At 66.8% G+C, this 17453-nt stretch carries 16 protein-coding genes; all 16 read right to left on the bottom strand.

Annotated features, from left to right (window positions below; all coding sequences use genetic code 11):
* Positions 1-3 precede the first annotated feature (3 nt).
* Positions 4-444 carry a response regulator gene (locus BM365_RS00385; RefSeq protein WP_093485589.1) on the bottom strand — a complete coding sequence of 147 codons (441 nt, stop codon included), beginning with the start codon at positions 442-444 and terminating at the stop codon, positions 4-6.
* A complete protein-coding gene (locus BM365_RS00380) occupies positions 441-2240 on the bottom strand; it encodes a sensor histidine kinase (RefSeq protein WP_093485587.1) in 1800 nt (599 codons plus the stop codon). The genes BM365_RS00385 and BM365_RS00380 overlap by 4 nt, the downstream gene beginning before the upstream one ends.
* 120 nt (positions 2241-2360) lie before the next feature.
* Positions 2361-3506, bottom strand: coding sequence for a GGDEF domain-containing protein (locus BM365_RS00375; protein WP_158253510.1), 1146 nt, complete (start codon positions 3504-3506; stop codon positions 2361-2363).
* A gap of 175 nt (positions 3507-3681) precedes the next feature.
* A complete protein-coding gene (gene mtnA / locus BM365_RS00370) occupies positions 3682-4740 on the bottom strand; it encodes an S-methyl-5-thioribose-1-phosphate isomerase (RefSeq protein ID WP_093485583.1) in 1059 nt (352 codons plus the stop codon).
* A 47-nt stretch (positions 4741-4787) separates the two neighbouring features.
* Positions 4788-5534 (bottom strand): DUF3011 domain-containing protein, encoded by a 747-nt coding sequence (locus BM365_RS00365; RefSeq protein WP_093485581.1) that lies wholly within the window; start codon positions 5532-5534, stop codon positions 4788-4790.
* A gap of 109 nt (positions 5535-5643) precedes the next feature.
* Positions 5644-6663 carry an EF-P lysine aminoacylase EpmA gene (gene epmA, locus BM365_RS00360; protein ID WP_093485579.1) on the bottom strand — a complete coding sequence of 340 codons (1020 nt, stop codon included), beginning with the start codon at positions 6661-6663 and terminating at the stop codon, positions 5644-5646.
* Positions 6660-9029, bottom strand: a complete 2370-nt coding sequence (gene ligA, locus BM365_RS00355) for an NAD-dependent DNA ligase LigA (protein WP_093485577.1) — start codon at positions 9027-9029, stop codon at positions 6660-6662. The genes epmA and ligA overlap by 4 nt, the downstream gene beginning before the upstream one ends.
* Positions 9030-9502: 473 nt before the next feature.
* A complete protein-coding gene (locus tag BM365_RS00350) occupies positions 9503-9862 on the bottom strand; it encodes a GFA family protein (RefSeq protein WP_175502022.1) in 360 nt (119 codons plus the stop codon).
* Positions 9859-10248: a VOC family protein gene (locus BM365_RS00345; RefSeq protein ID WP_093485575.1), complete on the bottom strand. Its 390-nt coding sequence runs from the start codon at positions 10246-10248 to the stop codon at positions 9859-9861. Before BM365_RS00345 ends, BM365_RS00350 begins: the two co-directional genes overlap by 4 nt.
* Positions 10245-10589 (bottom strand): hypothetical protein, encoded by a 345-nt coding sequence (locus BM365_RS00340; protein WP_139227245.1) that lies wholly within the window; start codon positions 10587-10589, stop codon positions 10245-10247. The genes BM365_RS00345 and BM365_RS00340 overlap by 4 nt, the downstream gene beginning before the upstream one ends.
* A gap of 41 nt (positions 10590-10630) precedes the next feature.
* Positions 10631-10963: a low molecular weight protein tyrosine phosphatase family protein gene (locus BM365_RS00335; RefSeq protein WP_093485571.1), complete on the bottom strand. Its 333-nt coding sequence runs from the start codon at positions 10961-10963 to the stop codon at positions 10631-10633.
* A 51-nt stretch (positions 10964-11014) separates the two neighbouring features.
* A complete protein-coding gene (locus tag BM365_RS00330) occupies positions 11015-11332 on the bottom strand; it encodes a hypothetical protein (protein WP_093485569.1) in 318 nt (105 codons plus the stop codon).
* A 17-nt stretch (positions 11333-11349) separates the two neighbouring features.
* Complete coding sequence (locus tag BM365_RS00325) at positions 11350-11694, bottom strand: DUF2200 domain-containing protein (RefSeq protein ID WP_093485567.1); 345 nt, start codon at positions 11692-11694, stop codon at positions 11350-11352.
* Between the two features lie 177 nt (positions 11695-11871).
* Entirely contained in the window at positions 11872-12882 is a 1011-nt protein-coding gene (locus BM365_RS00320; protein ID WP_093485566.1) for a hypothetical protein, read from the bottom strand.
* Positions 12883-12927: 45 nt separating this feature from the next.
* Positions 12928-13662 carry a cell division protein ZipA gene (zipA, locus tag BM365_RS00315; RefSeq protein ID WP_093485564.1) on the bottom strand — a complete coding sequence of 245 codons (735 nt, stop codon included), beginning with the start codon at positions 13660-13662 and terminating at the stop codon, positions 12928-12930.
* A 34-nt stretch (positions 13663-13696) separates the two neighbouring features.
* Positions 13697-17200: a chromosome segregation protein SMC gene (gene smc / locus BM365_RS00310; protein WP_093485562.1), complete on the bottom strand. Its 3504-nt coding sequence runs from the start codon at positions 17198-17200 to the stop codon at positions 13697-13699.
* Between the last annotated feature and the right edge of the window lie 253 nt (positions 17201-17453).

The following is a 17453-nucleotide window of genomic DNA, read 5'->3' as shown; positions in this document are numbered from 1 at the left end:
GGATCAGCCCTGCGCCGGTGTTTCGTTGATAACGGCCCAGAACGTGCCCAGCGTCTTGACCGCCTGGAAGAACTGGTCGATGTCCACCGGCTTCACCACGTAGGCGTTTACGCCGAGGTCCCAGCTGCGCGCCAGGTCGCTCTCTTCGCGCGAGGACGACAGGATCACCACCGGCAGGTGCTTGAGCTGCTCGTGGTTGCGGATGTTCTTCAGCACCTCGAGGCCGTCCATGCGCGGCATCTTGATGTCCAGCAGCAGCACGGACGGCAGGCCTTCCTCGCGGTTGGCGTGCGCACCGCGGCGCAGCAGGTAGTCCAGCGCCTCCACGCCGTCCTCGACGTGCACGATGGGATTGGCCAGGTTGGCCTCGCGCAGGGCGTCGATCGCCATTTCGGCGTCGGCCAGGCTGTCCTCGGCCAACAGGATGGTGCGGATGGCGCTCATGCGTCTTTCTCTCTGGAAGATGGCGCATCGAGCGCCGCGGGAAGGGTGAAGAAGAAGGTCGCGCCCTGGTCGGGCGCCGATTCGGCCCAGATGCGACCACCGTGGCGCATCAACACGCGGCGCACGCTGGCCAGACCGATACCGGTACCGGCGAAGTCGCTGGCCTTGTGCAGGCGCTGGAACACGCCGAACAGCTTGCCGGCGTACGCCATGTCGAAGCCGGCGCCATTGTCGCGCACGCTGAAAAGGTGACTGCCATCGTCCTGCTTCCGGTGCTCGACCTCGATGACGGCACAGTCGCGCTGGCTGCTGTACTTCATCGCGTTGCCAAGCAGGTTGCTCCACACCTGGCGCATCATATTGTCGTCGGCGAGCACGATGGGCATCGGCGAGATCCGCCACTCCACCCGTTCGGCGCGCCCGTCGCCTTCGTTGGCGTCCAGCATCGCGCGCGCCTCGGCGACCAGCGACTGCATGTCCACCGCCTGCAGGCGCAGTGCACTGCGTCCGAGGCGCGAGTACACCAGCAGGTCGTCGATCAGCTGCGACATGCGGCGCGCGGAATCGCCGATCACGGACAGGTAATGGCGGCTCTTGTCGTCGATGTCCTCGCCCAGGTGCCGGCCCAGCTTGTCCGAGAAGCCGGCCACGTGGCGCAGCGGCGCGCGCAGGTCGTGCGACACCGAATAGCTGAAAGCTTCCAGCTCGCGGTTCACTTCCGACACCTGCTCGACCTTACCCTCCAGCTGCCGGTTCAGCGCGGCGATCTCCTGCTGGGCCGTCTTCTGCAACGAGATGTCGCTGACCGTCACCAGTACCGCGTGATCGTCCTTGTCCGGCAACGGCATGCGTCGCGCATTGAGCAGCACCGTGCGGCGCAAGCCATCGGCGGTGTCCTGCTGGAGCTCGTAATCCCACAGCTCGCGCCCGCGCGCGAGCACGTCGTCCAGCCGCTTGCGCATCACCTTGTCGCCCCAGGCGTCGCCGAGGTCGTCCAGGCTGGCCACCACGCGCCCCTTCTCGATGCCGTACAGCTCCGCGAAGGCCATATTGTGCATCTGGATGTGCTGATCGCCGTCCAGCAGCACGATCGGCTCGCGCACGGTGTCCAGCATCACCAGCGCCCGCTGACTTGCGCGAACGGTCTCTTTCTCGGCGTTCAAACGCTTCGCGATCTGGCGACCCAGCGACATCACCACCAGCGCGAGCAACAACAACTGCGCCCCCAGCGCGGCCATCCGGATCCACTCCATGCGCTGGCGCTGTTGTGTGGCGTCCGTACTGCGCCGTTCCAGCAGCGCGCGCTCATCGGCGAGGATCTCGCTCAGCAGGCCGCGGATGGGGAACCGGGTCGCCAGCGGCGCCACCACCGATCCGCGATACGCATCCGGCGCCTCCAGCAACTGGTCGACCACCTCGATGCGCGCATCGACAAGCTCGCGCAGGCGTCCCACCCGCACCAGCTGCTCGGGGTTGTCCGCGGTCAGGCGCGCCAGCGACTCGAAGCGTTCAGGTAGCGATGTCCGGCCTGCCGTCAGTCGCGCGCGCGCAAGCGGGTGGTCCGCCCCCAGCGCGATCAGCATGGCCGAGCTTTCCATCTCGCGGACATCCAGCGCCAGGCCGAGCACGGTGGCTTCGACTTCGTGCGTATGGATGACCTCGTCCGCCGCCTTCTGCGTGGACCGCGCCAGTTGCTGCAGCAGGATCACCGGGCCGACGACGATCAACAGGATCACCAGCCCCAACAAAGGCAGGCGCCACTTTCCCCACATCATGCGGGCGCGGTCGTCGTTCATGGTCCCCTGGCATCAGATGAACGCGCGGGAGACTCCGACAGTCCCCGCGCGGAAACGTCGAGGGATGCTAGCGCAGGATGGTCATGTTGGGAATGAAGGCCGACCGTTCAGCCTCGGCGTTCAGGAACGTGGTGCCACGCACACGCGGTCACGCCCTTCGCGCTTCGCTTCGTACAGCGCCTGGTCGGCGCGCCGCATCTGTTCGCGCAGCGATTCGCCCGCCACGTGCTCGGCGATGCCGGCCGACAGCGTGGCGACCACACCGTCGTGCTCCTTGCCGAACTCGCCGCGCACACGCTCCGCGAACGCGCGCGCGGACAGCGCATCGTCGCCCTCCAGCAACACGGCGAACTCCTCGCCGCCGATGCGCGCGGCGCAACCTTCGTCTCCACCGGTGCGGGCGCGCATGATCGCTCCGAGCCGCTGCAGCACAGCGTCGCCACCGTCATGCCCCAGACGGTCGTTGATGTGCTTGAAGAAGTCGATGTCCAGCACGACCAACGCCACCGGCACGCCAGCCGCAGTGGCGCGTGCATGCGCGGCATCGGCACGCTCGCTCCAGCCGTTGCGGTTGAGCAGGCCGGTCAATGCATCGGTGTGCGCCTGCTCCACCAGGCGGCGGCGCATCTGCCACGCCGACACGGCGAAGTCGGTGCGGTAGCCGGCCAACACCAGGCCGAACCCGATGGTGGTCAGCGTGTACAGCCAGTACAGCGCACTCCCCGTGCCCGGCGCGCCGTGCAGCACGATGCGGAGCTGCGCCATCACCACGATCAGCAGCGCGAATGCCAGCAGCGAGACCGGACGCACCATCAGCGCCATCAGCGCCAGCGGCAGCAACTGGAACAAACCCGTGCGCAGCGCGAGCTGCCCGGTCGCGCCGGGGAGCGGCATGCTCATGAAGATGCCCGTCAGCAGTGTCGCCACCAAAGTCAGGATCAGGCGCTGCTGCCATTGGGTCAGGCGCGCCACGCCGGCGGCGCAGGCGGCTACCACGCCCGCCACCACCAGCTGCAGCCAGGCCGGATAGCCGATCGTCGGGGTCAGGCCCACCACTTCGAATGCGGCGATGATCGCCAACAGCACCGCGCCGCACAGCAGCACACCGCTGACGATGGGACGGGTGGCGCGCAGCTGCGCCTGGGTCAGGTCTTCGCGCTCGGCTGCGTTCAGGCCCCGCGTGGAGTCGCGCGCAAGCAGGCCACGCAGACTGCGCAGCATGCCGGGCGCTACCACGGGCGAAGCGGGAAGAGAGCGGGCGCGCATGCGCGATTCCTGGCCAACGTCACCCAGGCGGTGCAACTCCCGTGCCAGCGGGCTCGCGCCCGCCGCAGCAGGGTTTCGACGGCGCCGGCGCCTCATCGGGCGCGGCTCCGGGCCGCGTCCGACTGACGCGTTGCGTCGTTTTCAGGCTCCCCGTGCCCTTCCCCCATGGCGAGCCCTATCCGCCGAACGCCGCGCGCATGCGCGCTTCGTCGGGCTGCTCGATCACGCCCTTCTCGGTGACGATGGCGTCGATCAGCGCGGCCGGGGTGACGTCGAACACCGGATTCCACGCGGCCACGCCCTCGGCCACGATGCGGGTGCCGCCGATGCCCAGCAGTTCGGCCGGGTCGCGCTCTTCGATATGGATCGCGTCGCCATTCGGCGTGGCCATGTCGACCGTGGACGACGGCGCCACGACCATGAACTTCGCGCCGTGGTGGCGCGCGGCGATCGCCAGCTGGTAGGTGCCGATCTTGTTGGCGGTGTCGCCGTTGGCGCAGATGCGGTCCGCACCGACCACCACCCACTGCACGGCCCCGGTCTTCATCAGGTGCGAGGCCGCCGAGTCGGCGATCAGCGTCGCGGGAATGCCGTCCTGCTGCAGCTCCCACGCTGTCAGCCGCGCGCCCTGCTGCCAGGGTCGGGTCTCGCCGGCGTAGACCTTGCCGATGCGCCCCTGGGCCACGCCGGCGCGGATCACGCCCAGTGCGGTACCGAAGCCAGCGGTGGCCAGCGAGCCGGTATTGCAGTGGGTCAGCACGCCGCTGCCCTCGCCGATCAACGCCGCGCCCAGCTCGCCCATGTGGCGGTTGGCGGCGAGGTCTTCTTCGGCGATCGCCAGCGCTTCCAGTTCCAGCACGCCGCGCCAGTCGCTGCCGGCGGTCTTCAACGCCGCGCGCATGCGGGCCAGCGCCCAGGCCAGGTTCACGGCCGTGGGGCGGGCGGCGTTGAGGCGCTGCAGGGCGGGTTCCAGCTTCTCCATCGCCTCGGCCGGCGTGGCGGCCATCACCTCGCGGGAAGCCAGCACCACGCCCCAGGCGGCGGCGATGCCGATCGCCGGCGCACCGCGCACGGCCAGGTCATGGATGGCCGCGGCCACCTCGTCGCTGGTGGTGCAGCTCAGGTACTCGACCACGAACGGGAGCTTGCGCTGGTCCAGCAGTTCCAGCGCGCTCCCGGTCCAGCGGATGGGACGGATGCGGTCGTAGCGGGCGTAATCGATGGGGTCGGTCATGGGGCCATTGTACCGGCCCCTCCCCGCCTCTCCTCACACCTGCGGAATCACCAGCTGCGGAACTCGGCGCGGCAGCCGTCGGTCACCCAGACGCCGCGGGCATCCTGGCCCCAGGTGCGCCCTTCGATGCAGGCCGCATTGGAGAGCTGGCGGACCAGTTGCACGCGACCGCGGCCGTCCACGCCGCAGGTGCGCGTGCGGCCTTTCTCGGATTCGCAGCGGAAGGTCTGGCCATTGCCGTACCCGTTGTCGTAGCCGCCGTTGTTCCAGCCGCCGCCATTCCAGCCATTACCGCGGCCGTACACCTCGAACTCGGCCCGGCAGCCGCGCGACACCCAGATCGCGTTGCGGTCCTGGCCCCAGCTGTAGCCCTCGGTGCAGCGCGCCTTGGACAACTGGCGGACCAGGCGCACGTCGCCGCGGCCGTTGATGGCGCACGTACGCGAACGGCCATCGTTGGATTCGCAGCGGATGCGCTGGGCATTGCCGTAACCACCCCCATTGCGACCACTGGCGAACTCGGCGCGGCAGCCGCGGTCGACCCACACGCCGTCGCGCGTGCGGCCCCAGGTGCGGCCTTCCTCGCAGCGCGTCTTGGAAACCTGCCGCACGATCTGCACGCTACCACGCGTATCCAGGCGGCACTCGCGGTAGCGGTTGTCGTTGGAGTCGCAGCGCACCACCTGGCCGCTGCCGTAATAGCGATCGTCGTACTGCGGTGCGGCCTTCGCCGCGACGGCGCCGAACAGTGCGACGGTGCCCAGCACCAGCGTTGCGATCAGAGAGCGTTCCATGGCGTGCGTCCTCGTGGGTGTTGGAACGCAATCTACGCAGCGATCATGAACGCGCGCCCACGTAATCGTTTGCAGTCCGAGCCACGCGCGTGGCGTGTTTGGCTGGCTTTCAGCCGCGCGCGAAATCGAAGGCAACCACGTCCGCGATGCGCGGCGTATCGAGCATCGCCATCAGCAGCCGGTCCACGCCGAGCGCGACGCCCGCACAGGCCGGCATGCCGTGCGCCAGCGCGGCGAGCAGGCCTTCGTCGATGTCAGGCGCGTCCTCGCCCCGCGTGCTGCGTGTCGCCACGTCGCGTTCGAAGCGCAGGCGCTGCTCCGCCGCATCGGTGAGCTCGTGGTAGCCGTTGGCCAGCTCCAGCGGGCCCAGGTAGAGCTCGAAACGCTCCGCCACCGGCACGCCGTCGCGCTCCACCACCTTGGCCAGCGCGCACTGACTGGCCGGGTAATCGTGCACCACGCGGATCTCGTCGCGGCCGAACATCGGCTGCAGCCGGTGCGTCATCAGCAGGTCCAACCAGTCGTCGCGGGTCAGGCCCTCGCCGTCGATGGCGATGCCGGCCGCGGCGTCGCGCACGGTATCCAGGTCGGCCGTCATCGGATCAAAGCCCAGGTGCTGCCGGTACAGATCGCGGAAGCTCACGCGCGATACGGTCGCCTCCCGCCCGATCATCGACAACGCCGCCTGCACGAGCGCCACCGTCTCGTCCATCAGCGGTTCCAGCGTCCAGCCCACGCGGTACCACTCGAGCATGGTGAACTCCGGGTTGTGCCGCCCGCCCGCCTCGCCATCGCGGAACACCCGCCCCAGTTCGAAGCAGTCGCCCACGCCCGCGGCGAGCAGGCGCTTCAGCGGAAACTCCGGCGAGGTGCGCAGCCAGCGCGTGCGCGACGCGCCGTCGGTGCGGCCGGAGAACTCAAGCGTGAACGAGGCGATGTTGGCGTCGGTATTGCCCGCGCGCGACATCATCGGCGTTTCCACTTCCAGCACGTCGCGCGCAAAGAAGAATTCGCGCACCAGCCGGTTGACCCAGGCGCGCAGGCGCAACGCATCGCGCGAGCCGGACGGTGCCCAGTCGAGGCCGGCGACGCCTTCGCTCCAGCCGGGTCCCGGTCGCCAGCGGCTCACGCACCGCTCCCGTGCTGCGCCAGGAACGCCAGCAGCTGCGCCTCGTCCCAGATCTCGATGCCCAGCTCCTGCGCCTTGGCCAGCTTGGAGCCGGCAGCTTCGCCCGCCACGACCAGATGGGTTTTCTTCGACACGCTGCCGGCGACCTTGGCGCCGAGTGCTTCGAGCTTCTCGCCGGCTTCGTCGCGGCTCATCGCGGCAAGACCTCCGGTGAGTACGACGGTCTTGCCGTCGAGCGGACCCGTGGCGGTGGCGACGTCTTCGGGCGTGACCTCGAGCAAGGTCTCCAGTGCCGCGCCGCTGCGCGACAGCAGCTGCGCGTTGGCCTCGTCCTCCAGCCAGGCGGCGAAGGCGTTGGCCGAATCGCTGGGCAGGCCGGCGGTGACGAAGTTGTGCACCGGTGCATCAAGCAACGCCGGCACGGACGGGAACGCGGAGGCCAGTTGTTCGGCGCGCACGCGGGTGACCTTGGGAATCTCCAGGTCGACCAGCAGCGTCGCCAGGTCCAGCGTCGCGCGCAGCTTGCCCGACGGCGGATGCGTGTCGCCGATGACGACGCCACGCGCCAGCAGATCGTCGATGGCCTGCTGGTTGCCGGGCTGGTCGAGGAAGTGGCCCAGCGAACGCGCCACTTCCCCGCCGATGTCGGGCACGCGCTTGAACAGCGGCCACGGCAGCCGGCGGATCAGCTGCAGGTCGCCGAACCACAGCGCCAACGCCTTGGCCGTGCTTTCGCCCACGTGCTGGATGCCCAGCCCGAACAGGAAGCGCTCCAGCGTGGTCTGGCGGCTGCGGTCGATGGCCTCGATCAGGTTCTCGGCCCACTTCGTCGCCACCTTGCCGGCCTTGACCCCGCTCTTAGTAAGTGCGAGCGGGGTGGTGCCGTCGCGCTCGTCCACGCGGCGTTTCATCTCGAGCAGGTCGTCGACGGTCAGCTTGTAGAGGTCGGCCACGTTCTGCACGAAGTCGAGGTCGCTGAGGTCCTCGACGAAGCGCTCGCCCAGGCCCTCGATGTCCATCGCGCGGCGCGAGGCGAAGTGGATGATCGACTCCTTGCGCTGCGCCGGGCAGGTCAGCTCACCGCTGCAGCGCCACACGGCCTCGCCTTCCTCGCGGACGATCTCAGAGCCGCACACCGGACATTCGGTAGGCATCTGCCACGGCACGGTGCCGGCCGGACGCCGCTCCGGCACCACGCCGACCACTTCCGGGATCACGTCGCCGGCGCGGCGCACGATCACCGTGTCGCCGTTGCGCACGTCCAGGCGCGCCACCTGGTCGGCGTTGTGCAGGGTGGCACGGGTGACGGTCACGCCACCGACATGCACCGGCTGCATCAGCGCCCACGGTGTCACCGCGCCGGTGCGGCCGACGTTGACCTCGATCGATTCCAGCACCGTCATCTGTTCCTGCGCCGGGAACTTGTGCGCGATCGCCCAGCGCGGCGCGCGCGAGACGAAGCCCATCTCGCGCTGCCCTTCCCCGTCGTCCAGCTTGTAGACCACGCCATCGATGTCGAACGGCAGGCCGTCGCGCGCTTCGCCGATGCGCTGGTAGTAACCGAGCAGGCCGTCCACGCCTTCCACCACGTCGCTGAGGCTGCTGACCGGGAACCCCCAGCCGCGCAGTTGCTTCAGCGTGGCCGAATGCGAATCCGGCAGTTCGCCACCCTCGACCAGACCGGTGCCGTAGGCGAAGAACGCCAGCGGCCGCTGCGCGGTGATGCGCGGGTCGAGCTGGCGCAGCGAACCAGCCGCGCCGTTGCGCGGGTTGGCCAGCACCTTGCCACCGTGCTTGCGCGCGTGCTCGTTGTACTTCTCGAAGTCCGCGCGCGGCATGTAGACCTCGCCGCGCACTTCCAGCACGGCAGGCCAGCCGGTGCCACGAAGCGTCAGCGGGATGGCCTTGATGGTGCGCAGGTTGAGGGTGACGTCCTCGCCGGTGGCGCCATCGCCACGCGTCGCGCCCTGCACGAAGGCGCCGTTCTCGTAGCGCAGGCTGATGGCTAGGCCGTCGAGCTTGGGTTCGGCCGAGAAGCGCAACGCCGGGCGCTTGAGCTTGTCGGCGATGCGGCGGACGAAGTCCTGCACTTCCTCGTCGCTGAAGGCATTGCCCAGCGACAGCATCGGGATGGCGTGGCGCACCTCGGAGAACTTGCCGGCCGGCGCATTGCCCACGCGCTGGGTGGGCGAATCGGCGGTGACCAGCTCGGGGTGCGCTGCTTCCAGTTCGTCCAGCGCGCGCAGCAGGCGGTCGTACTCGGCGTCCGGGATGCTGGGCTCGTCCAGCACGTGATAGCGGTAGTTGGCGTCCTCCAGCTGGCGGCGGAGGTCGGCGATGCGGGCAGCGGGGGTCGGCGGCGTCATAGGTGAATTCTAAGGCCGCGGGCCGTGACGGGAGATGCAAGCCGGGCGGGTCGAGGGCCGTCCCTGTCCTCCGACGCATCGCGTGCCTTCAGCCGCCGGACCGTCCGCAAGGCTCGGAATCCCAACGATGGAGCTCAGGAGCCCCATCGTTGGGGCTACGAGTGCGATCGATGGGGCTCGGAATGCCATCGATGGGTTTCCGAACGCGATCGTTGGAGCTCGGGCATGCCACCGATGGCTTTCGGCGTGTGATCGATGGGGCTGGGGAGCTCGATCGATGGAGCTCGGAACGTGATTGATGGGGCTTTGCGGGCGATCGATGGTTTTCGGATTGCCATCGATGGAGCTCCCGTGCCCCATCGTTGGGATGTCGAGCCTTGCGCGCGAAGCTTGGAGCGCCGTCGATGGGGTCCGGAGTCCGATCCCCAACCTTCAATGTCACAGCAGCCCGCCACCCAATGTCGGGCCGGCGGTCACGGCATGCCCGCGCCCACCGTCATCCTCACCGGAATGCCGGCCGGATCGAACCCGTCCAGGCAATAGACGTTGATGCCGTAGTAGTCCGGCGTAACCCGCTTGCGGTGGAACGGGTAGATGCCGCACACCTTGCAGAAATGATGGTGCGCAGTGTGCGTGTGGAACTGGTAGTCGGCGAGCACGTCGGCGCCGGCCAGCAGGCGGAAGGCGCTTTCGTGAACCTTCACCATCAGCGCGTTCTTCTTGCGGCAGATCGAGCAGTCGCACTGCGTCAGCTCGGGAAAGTCGGTGTCGATCTCGAAGCGCACCGCGCCGCAGTGGCAGCTGCCGGTCCAGGTCTGCAGGGGGCGGGTCATGCCTCGTCCCACTGCGCCAGGTGCAGCAGCACGCCCGCCGGGTCCCATACATAAGTCACCCAGGCACCGTAATCCTCGTGCTTGGGCGGCGCGACACGGGCCTCGCCGAACGCGCCGCCGGCCAACACCGCAGCGATCTGCGTGTGGCACGCGGCGGCATCGGCCACGGTGATGTGCAGCATCGTGTTCTCCAGCCAGTCCTTCTGGTAATAGCGCTGCAGATAGAAGCGGTGCACGCCGTTCGTCATCAGGGCGAGCTGCTCGTCGAGGTAGTGCGTCGTCCAGCCGAGGGCCTCGTAGAAGGACCGGGAGACGTCGAAGTCCTTGCTGCCGATGAAGGGGCGGACGTCGGTGAGGCGCAGAGGGACAGGAACGCCCGCGCTCATCCCACCCTCCCCGTGACTCCCAGAGCGACTGCCGAAACGATGGCGGCAGCCATCGTCACCGAGAACCAGATCATCCTCGCTCGGCGGGGGCCCTTCAGCAGGGAAAGAATCTGTTGCTTGTCTGTGACCAGGATGGGTTGAACGCGGTGTGCTGCCCGGACCCTCGCCCATCCACGACCGGCGTGGATCAGGATCGACAACCAGATCAATGACACGATGACGGGAGCCTGACGGGCGTCGGCATCTCCCCAGTTGATGTACATCAGGAAGACCGGAAACACGCTGATGAGTGCGGATGGGAACAAGAACACGCGCCACGAACTGTTGATGGTTCGCTCCACGGGAGACCTCCCTGAAGGGGTTGAAGGCAAAGGCCGCATGGTCAACCCACGGGCAGGAACCGCGTGACCTTCTGCTTCAGCAGTTGGATGAGCACGGGATCCATGAAGTCGTAGTCGTCGGGGATGTCCAGGCAGATCACGCGCTTGCCGTTGAGGTGCGCGCGGAACCGCTTCGCGAGGCGATTGCGATGGGCTTTCTCCATCACGAAGATCAGGTCCGCCCACGCCAGCACCTCCGGTGAGACCGGCGTGCCGGCTTCATGGCCCAGCCCGGCCGACGCGGTCTCGATCCCCGGCCAGTCGGCGAACACCTGCTCCGCCGTCGGACTGCGCAGGCGGTTCTGGGTGCAGATGAAGAGGACATTGCGGGGCATGGACGCAGTGTGCGGGATGGCGAGGGGGTGGGCCAAGGGCCCGACGTCGGCTCAATCCCCGGCGACGACCATCAACAACACGCCCAGCAGGAAAGGCACCATCAGCAACAGCCCAAGGAAATTCGCGTTGCAGAGGTACCGGTTGATCCACCGCTTCTTCTCTTCATCGCTGAGGCTCCGCCGGTACGCCCGCATCTCCTCGTGCGGCCACTTCGTCCACAGGAAGGAGAACCTCGGCGATTCATCGACCACGAGCGCCTTGTCGGCGATCCGCACCTTGACGACGAAGAAAAAGAGCAGCCAGAAGACGATGTGGTGCATGAACCCGGCGATGAAGAGCGCCGGCAGCAGGAGGGTGAGTGTGTCCAAGAAGATGTCCCCAGGCCCTACCGCAGGATCTTTGCCATTGCCTTCCCCTTCGCCAGCTCGTCCACCAGTTTGTCGAGGTAGCGGATCTTCTGCATCAGCGGGTCGCCCACATCCTCCACGCGGACGCCGCAGACCATGCCCTTGATGAGCGAGGCATGCGGATGGAGTTGCGGGGCCTCGGCGAAGAAGGTCTCGAAATCCTTTTTCTCGTCGATCTGCCGTTCGAGCCCGGTCTGGTCGTAACCGGTCAGCCAGCGGATGAGCTCATCGACCTCGGCCTTCGTCCGACCCTTGCGTTCGGCCTTCTGCACGTACATGGGATACACGCTGGCGAAAGAGGTGGTGAAGATGCGGTGCGGCATCGTAAGCACTCCACTGCATTGCGCCCGGCGAGGATCTCATAGGTTGGGGTGAGCGAAGCGAACCCCAACACGCGACCTCGATCCGATGCAGGCGCCTGACCAATGCGTGCGACGTTGGGCTTCGCTTCGCTCACCCCAACCTATGCACTCCGGTGCTGCATATCGCAACCACCCACATTAGGGCTCTGCGTCCTCTTCCAAATTATCCAGTATTAGCTGTAAAACCTCGGAAGCCTCAACAGCCACAATCTTTTGTGCTTGTGCGAGGGAATCTTCGAAAAGACCCTTCATCCTTTTTTGAATCTTAAGACCAGAAGAAACGAATTCATCATTGATCGTAGACTTCATTCGAGCCAGAACTCTCTTCACACCCCACTCATCATCAGCAGCAAGGCTCGCACTCAAGCCCTGCAGCTGAGTTATTAAGATGTTCGAAGGGATTTTCTTCAACTTCCATATATGCTCCTCAATCTCTCGAGCAATGGCTGCTCCCTGCTGCAGCTCCTTATCAATTCTTGATGAATTACTACTCAGAACATCTTGAAGAGCTCCGAGCTTTTCACTCAAAGAGTCGATCCTAGATCTCAACTCCTCATTACGAGATCTGACCTCTGATATTTCGCCACTTGTTCGACCAATTAGAGACTCAATTCGACTCTCCACGGATCTCAGCAACTCATCTCGCCGGCCAGACTCTTGCTTTCGAAAGTCATCAATGACCGTCCGAATAGCTGAAACACTGTCATCAAGTCGAACGTTCTGAACTTCAAGTTTTTTATCGACCGCCAAAAACAAGTTCCCTCGCTGATCCTGCTCACTTAGCTGAAGATCTGCGATCGCCTTACTTATATTGGCCTCCAATTCCTCCTTCAATCGCTGCTTGTCCGCCGAATAAAGCTTGTTGTTGTTCAACCATGAGAAGCCCGCCAAGAGGAAGGCCATGGTGAACACACCACCGAGCGCCCAGTGGGTCGTTGCCAAGATTGAATCGTGAGAGTCTTCCAGAAGCTTTACTTGCTGCTTAAGCAATAAATTCTGCTCGCGCAAATCTTGCTGCTGAGACGAGCTCGAAGCCGCAACACGAGAAGCGACAACACTCTCCCTCGCTTGAGAAACAGGAGGCTTCGCGTAAGACAATAAGGACGCACTCAGCAGTATGAAGAACGTGACGTAGAACGGTAATCGCATTCAAATCTCCCCATAAGAATGCCTATCGCCTAACCACCCTTGATCTCACCACCGCGGCGCCTTCGTCAGCGGCGGCGCTTCGTGCTGGCGGTCGTACGCGCGGAGTTCTTCGCGGATGTGCTGGATGCGCTGGCGGCCGAGCGTATTGCGGCTGTCGTCGAGGACCACGCCGCCCAGCAGTTCGGCCATGCGCTCGACATTGGGGACCAGCTTTTCCCACGCTTCCAGCGCGGTCATCGGCGCCGGCAGGGTGAGGAAGAACGCGATGGCCGGGGTTTCCAGCTCGCGGATGGTGGCCATGTCGAAACTGCCCGGCTGCATGATGTTGGCCATGCTGAAGACCGGGCCGCGCTCGGGGTGGCCTTCCACCAGGCGGTGGAATACGTTCATGTGGCCGAAGGTCAGGCCGGTCTTCTCGGCGGCGACCACGATGTCCTCGCCGCGCAGCACGTGGCCGGCCTTGGCGGCGACGTAGAGCGAGACGATCTTGTCGAAATCCTGGCTGGGGCGCCTGCCCAGGTCGCTGTCCACGCCGGCGACCGGCGTGCCGCCGGCCAGGCCGAGTTGCGGCTGGCTGACGCGTTCGCCGCTGTAGTCCTGCACCTGCTCGCTGGTGTCGTCGCCGGCGATGCTGGGTTCTACACGCGCGGTGTCGCGCTCGGTGGTTTCGATGCGACGGCCCTGGCTGGGCTTCTTGGGACGTCCGAACAGGAAGATCGCCGCCAGCAGCAGGACGCCGGCGACGAGGATTCCGATACGAAGCATGGCCATGTCGGACACAGGGGATTCTCCGGCAGGTTGGGATCGATCAGGGTCAGGCGGCGCCGGCCAGGCGGGCGGCCTCTTCGAGGTCCACCGACACCAGGCGGCTGACACCGGGTTCCCGCATGGTAACGCCACTGAGCTGGTGTGCGGCTTCCATCGTGGCCTTGTTGTGGGACACGAACAGGAACTGCACCTTCTCGCTCATCTCCTTGACCATGTTGGTGAAGCGGCCGACGTTGGCTTCGTCCAGCGGCGCGTCCACCTCGTCCAGCAGGCAGAACGGCGCGGGGTTGAGCTGGAAGATGGCGAACACCAGCGCCACCGCGGTCATCGCCTTCTCGCCGCCGGACAGCAGCGAGATGTTCGACACGCGCTTGCCCGGCGGGCGCGCCATGATCGACACACCGGTATCCAGCAGGTCTTCGCCGGTCAGTTCCAGGTAGGCGTGGCCGCCGCCGAACAAGCGCGGATACAGCTGCTGCACGCCGGCGTTGACGCGGTCGAAGGTGTCCTTGAAGCGGCCGCGGGTCTCGCGGTCGATCTTGCGGATGGCTTCTTCCAGCGTGTCCAGCGCGGAGGTCAGGTCGGCGTTCTGCGCCTCCAGGTACTCCGAGCGCTGGCTGGCTTCGCCGTATTCGTGGATGGCGGCCAGGTTGACCGGCTCCAGGCGGCGCATGCGGCCGTCGATCTGGGTGACGGCCTGCTCCCACTCGCGGATGTCGGCGACCTCCGGCAGCGTGTTGACGACGTCTTCCAGCACGAAGCCGCCGGTCACGACCGCCTCGGACAGCTGCTCGGCCTTCAGCGCGAGCGCCTGCTGGTCGAGCTTGCGCTGCGAGATGCGCTCGCGCTGGGCCAGCGCCTGCTCATCGCGCTGCTGACGGGTCTGTTCGTACTGGCGCAGTTCGTTGTCGATGCCGTCGAGCAGCGCGCGCGCTTCCGCCAGTTGGCGGTCGGCGGTGACGCGATGCTCCAGCGCGGCCTGGCGCTGGGCATCCAGTTCCTGCACCGGCGAATCGCCTTCGTTCAACTGCAGGGTGAGTTCTTCCAGGCGCGAATCCAGCTGGCCGCGCTGGCCGCCCATGCGGTCCAGGGCCTGGCTCAGCGAGACGATCTGGGCGCGCTGCGATTCCAGCGTCAATGCCAGCGCATGCGCGGTGTCGCGCGAGGTGCGCGCGGCTTCGCGGGCCTGGTCGCGGGCGTCGACGCGTTCGCGGCGCTCGCCTTCCAGTGCCTGGCGGGCAGACTCCAGATCGCCCATGCGGCCGACGGCGTCCTCCAGCTTCGCGCGGGCCTCGCGGGCCTGCTCGCGACTGGCGTCGAGGGTTTCGACGAGTTGGGCGATCTCGCCGTCGATGCGTTCGATGCGTGTGCGGGTGGCGTCCACGCGGCCCTGCTGGCTCTGCAACTGGCCGGCCAGTTCGGACACGCCGCGGTGGGCGATGTACAGCGTGCGCTGGGCGTCTTCGCGCTGCTGCTCGGCGGCCAGCAACTGGTCGCGCAGGCTGGCCAGGCGCTCTTCGAGTTCGGCTTCACGGGCCTGCAGCGTTTCGATCTCGCCGCGCAGCGACTGGATCTCGCGCTCGCGCAGCAGCGCGCCCTGCTTGGCCGCGCCCGAGCGCAGCACGCGCACCCAGCCGTTGCCCAGGCGTTCGCCGTTGCGAGTGATGACGGAATCACCGTCGGGCAGCTGCGCCTGCAGGCGACGCGCCTCGGCAAGGTCGTCGGCGACATGCAGGCGGGCCAGCAAGCGACGGATCGCGGCCGGGCCCTGCACTTTCGCGGCCAGCGAAGTCGGCGAGAAGGCGACCTCGCCCGCTTCGCCCGACACCAGCGCGATGCGGCCTTCGCCCAGTTCGCCCAGCGCGTCGACCAGGGATTCGGGCGCATCGACCAGCACGCCTTCGATCAGCTGGCCCAGCGCGCCTTCCACGGCGTTCTCCCAGCCCGGCTCGACGGTGAGCTTCTCGCCCACGCGCGCCGCGCTGTCCAGGCCGCGCGCCTGCAGCCAGCTCATCGCCGCGCCCTGCTCCTGGCCGAGCGCGGCGTGCTGCAGCGTCTCCAGCGAGGACAGGCGGCCGCGGGCTTCCTGCGCGCGCTTGCGCACGTCGGACAATTCGGTCTGCGTGCCGCGCTGCTGCTCCTGCACGTCAGCGGCACCCTGCTTGCGCGTCTCGACCTGCTCGGTCAGCGTCTCCAGCGATTCCTTCTGGGTGTCGTGCTGCAGCTGCAGCTGTTCGAACGCGCTAGCCAGTGCATCGAGATCCAGCCCGGTGCGCTCGTTCGCCAGCGCTTCGCGGCGGCGGTCGGCCTCGAAGGCCTGGCGGTCGAGGTAATCGACGCGGGTGCGTTCCACGTCGCCGGCGCGTGAGGCTTCCGCCGTCTCGCGGCTATGGGTTTCCCAGCGCTGCTGCCAGTCGGCCAATGCTGTCTCGGCCTCGCGCAGGGCGTCCTGGCGCATGAGGTCTTCTTCGCGCAGCTGCTCGAGCTGCGGTTCGGCATCGGCAACCGAATCGCGGAGCACGTTCAGGCGGGTTTCGTCACCGCTGATGTGCTGGCCGAGTTCCTGCAGGGCGTTGTGGGCTTCGTCGCGCGCCTTCTTCAGGCGCTCGGCGAGGTCCCGCTGGTGCTGGATCTGCTGTTCGACGCGGGCCAGCGTGCTGCCGACCTGGTAGACCTCGCCCTGCGCCTTGTTGAGGCCGTCGGCGGCTTCCTCGCGACGCACGCGGTCGGTTTCCAGCAGGCGCTCGGCTTCGCGCTGTTCGGCGATGAGCTGCTGCAGCTTGGTTTCTTCCTGGGCCAGCTTCTCGCGCAGGCCCTGCAACTTGCCGTCCAGGCCGCGGTACTCGAGCGCTTTCCATTCGGCGTCCTTCACCCGGCGCTCTTCCTGCAGCGCCTTGTACTGTTCGGCCTGCTTGGCCTGGCGCTTGAGGTGCTCGAGCTGCTTGCCGATTTCCTCACGCAGGTCGTTGAGGCGATCCAGGTTCTCTCGGGTGTGGCGGATGCGGGTCTCGGTTTCCTTGCGGCGCTCCTTGTACTTGGAGATGCCGGCGGCTTCTTCCAGGTACACGCGCAGGTCTTCCGGGCGGGCCTCGATGATCTGGCTGATCATGCCCTGCTCGATGATCGAGTAGCTGCGCGGGCCCAGGCCGGTACCGAGGAACAGGTCGGTGATGTCGCGGCGGCGGCACTTGGTGCCGTTGAGGTAGTAGTTGCTCTGGCCGTCGCGGCTGACCTGGCGCTTGACCGAGATTTCGTTGAACGCCGCGAACTCACCGCTGATGGCGTGGTCGCTGTTGTCGAAGATCAGTTCCACGGTCGCCTGGCTGACCGGCTTGCGCGCGGAGCTGCCGGAGAAGATCACGTCGGTCAGCGAATCGCCGCGCAGGCGGCTGGCCGAGCTCTCGCCCATGACCCAGCGCACCGCGTCGATGATGTTCGACTTGCCGCACCCGTTCGGCCCGACCACGCCGGTCATGTTGGTCGGCAGGTGGAGCACGGTGGGATCGACGAACGATTTGAAACCGGACAGCTTGATGGTGGAAAGGCGCATGCGGCGGTGTCTTCCGGGCATCGCGACCGGACCGTGCCGACGCGCTGCCGCAAGTATGTAAAGGGATCAGCTTTGATTGCCAATCTATTGATTCATATGGCAATCGAATACGCCCAACGGCGCACCAACGAATGAGTATAGCGGCCCCCGCCACGCCGTGCCCGGGCCTCCGGTCGCCGTACGCCGCCCCCGCCAGGAAGTACGGGAAAGGCCCGCGCCTGTTAGCATCGCAGGCCGCTCCACCCCTCCCCCC

Source organism: Pseudoxanthomonas sp. YR558 (assembly GCF_900116385.1).
Classification (GTDB): domain Bacteria; phylum Pseudomonadota; class Gammaproteobacteria; order Xanthomonadales; family Xanthomonadaceae; genus Pseudoxanthomonas_A.
This window is presented reverse-complemented; position numbering and strand designations above follow the sequence as displayed.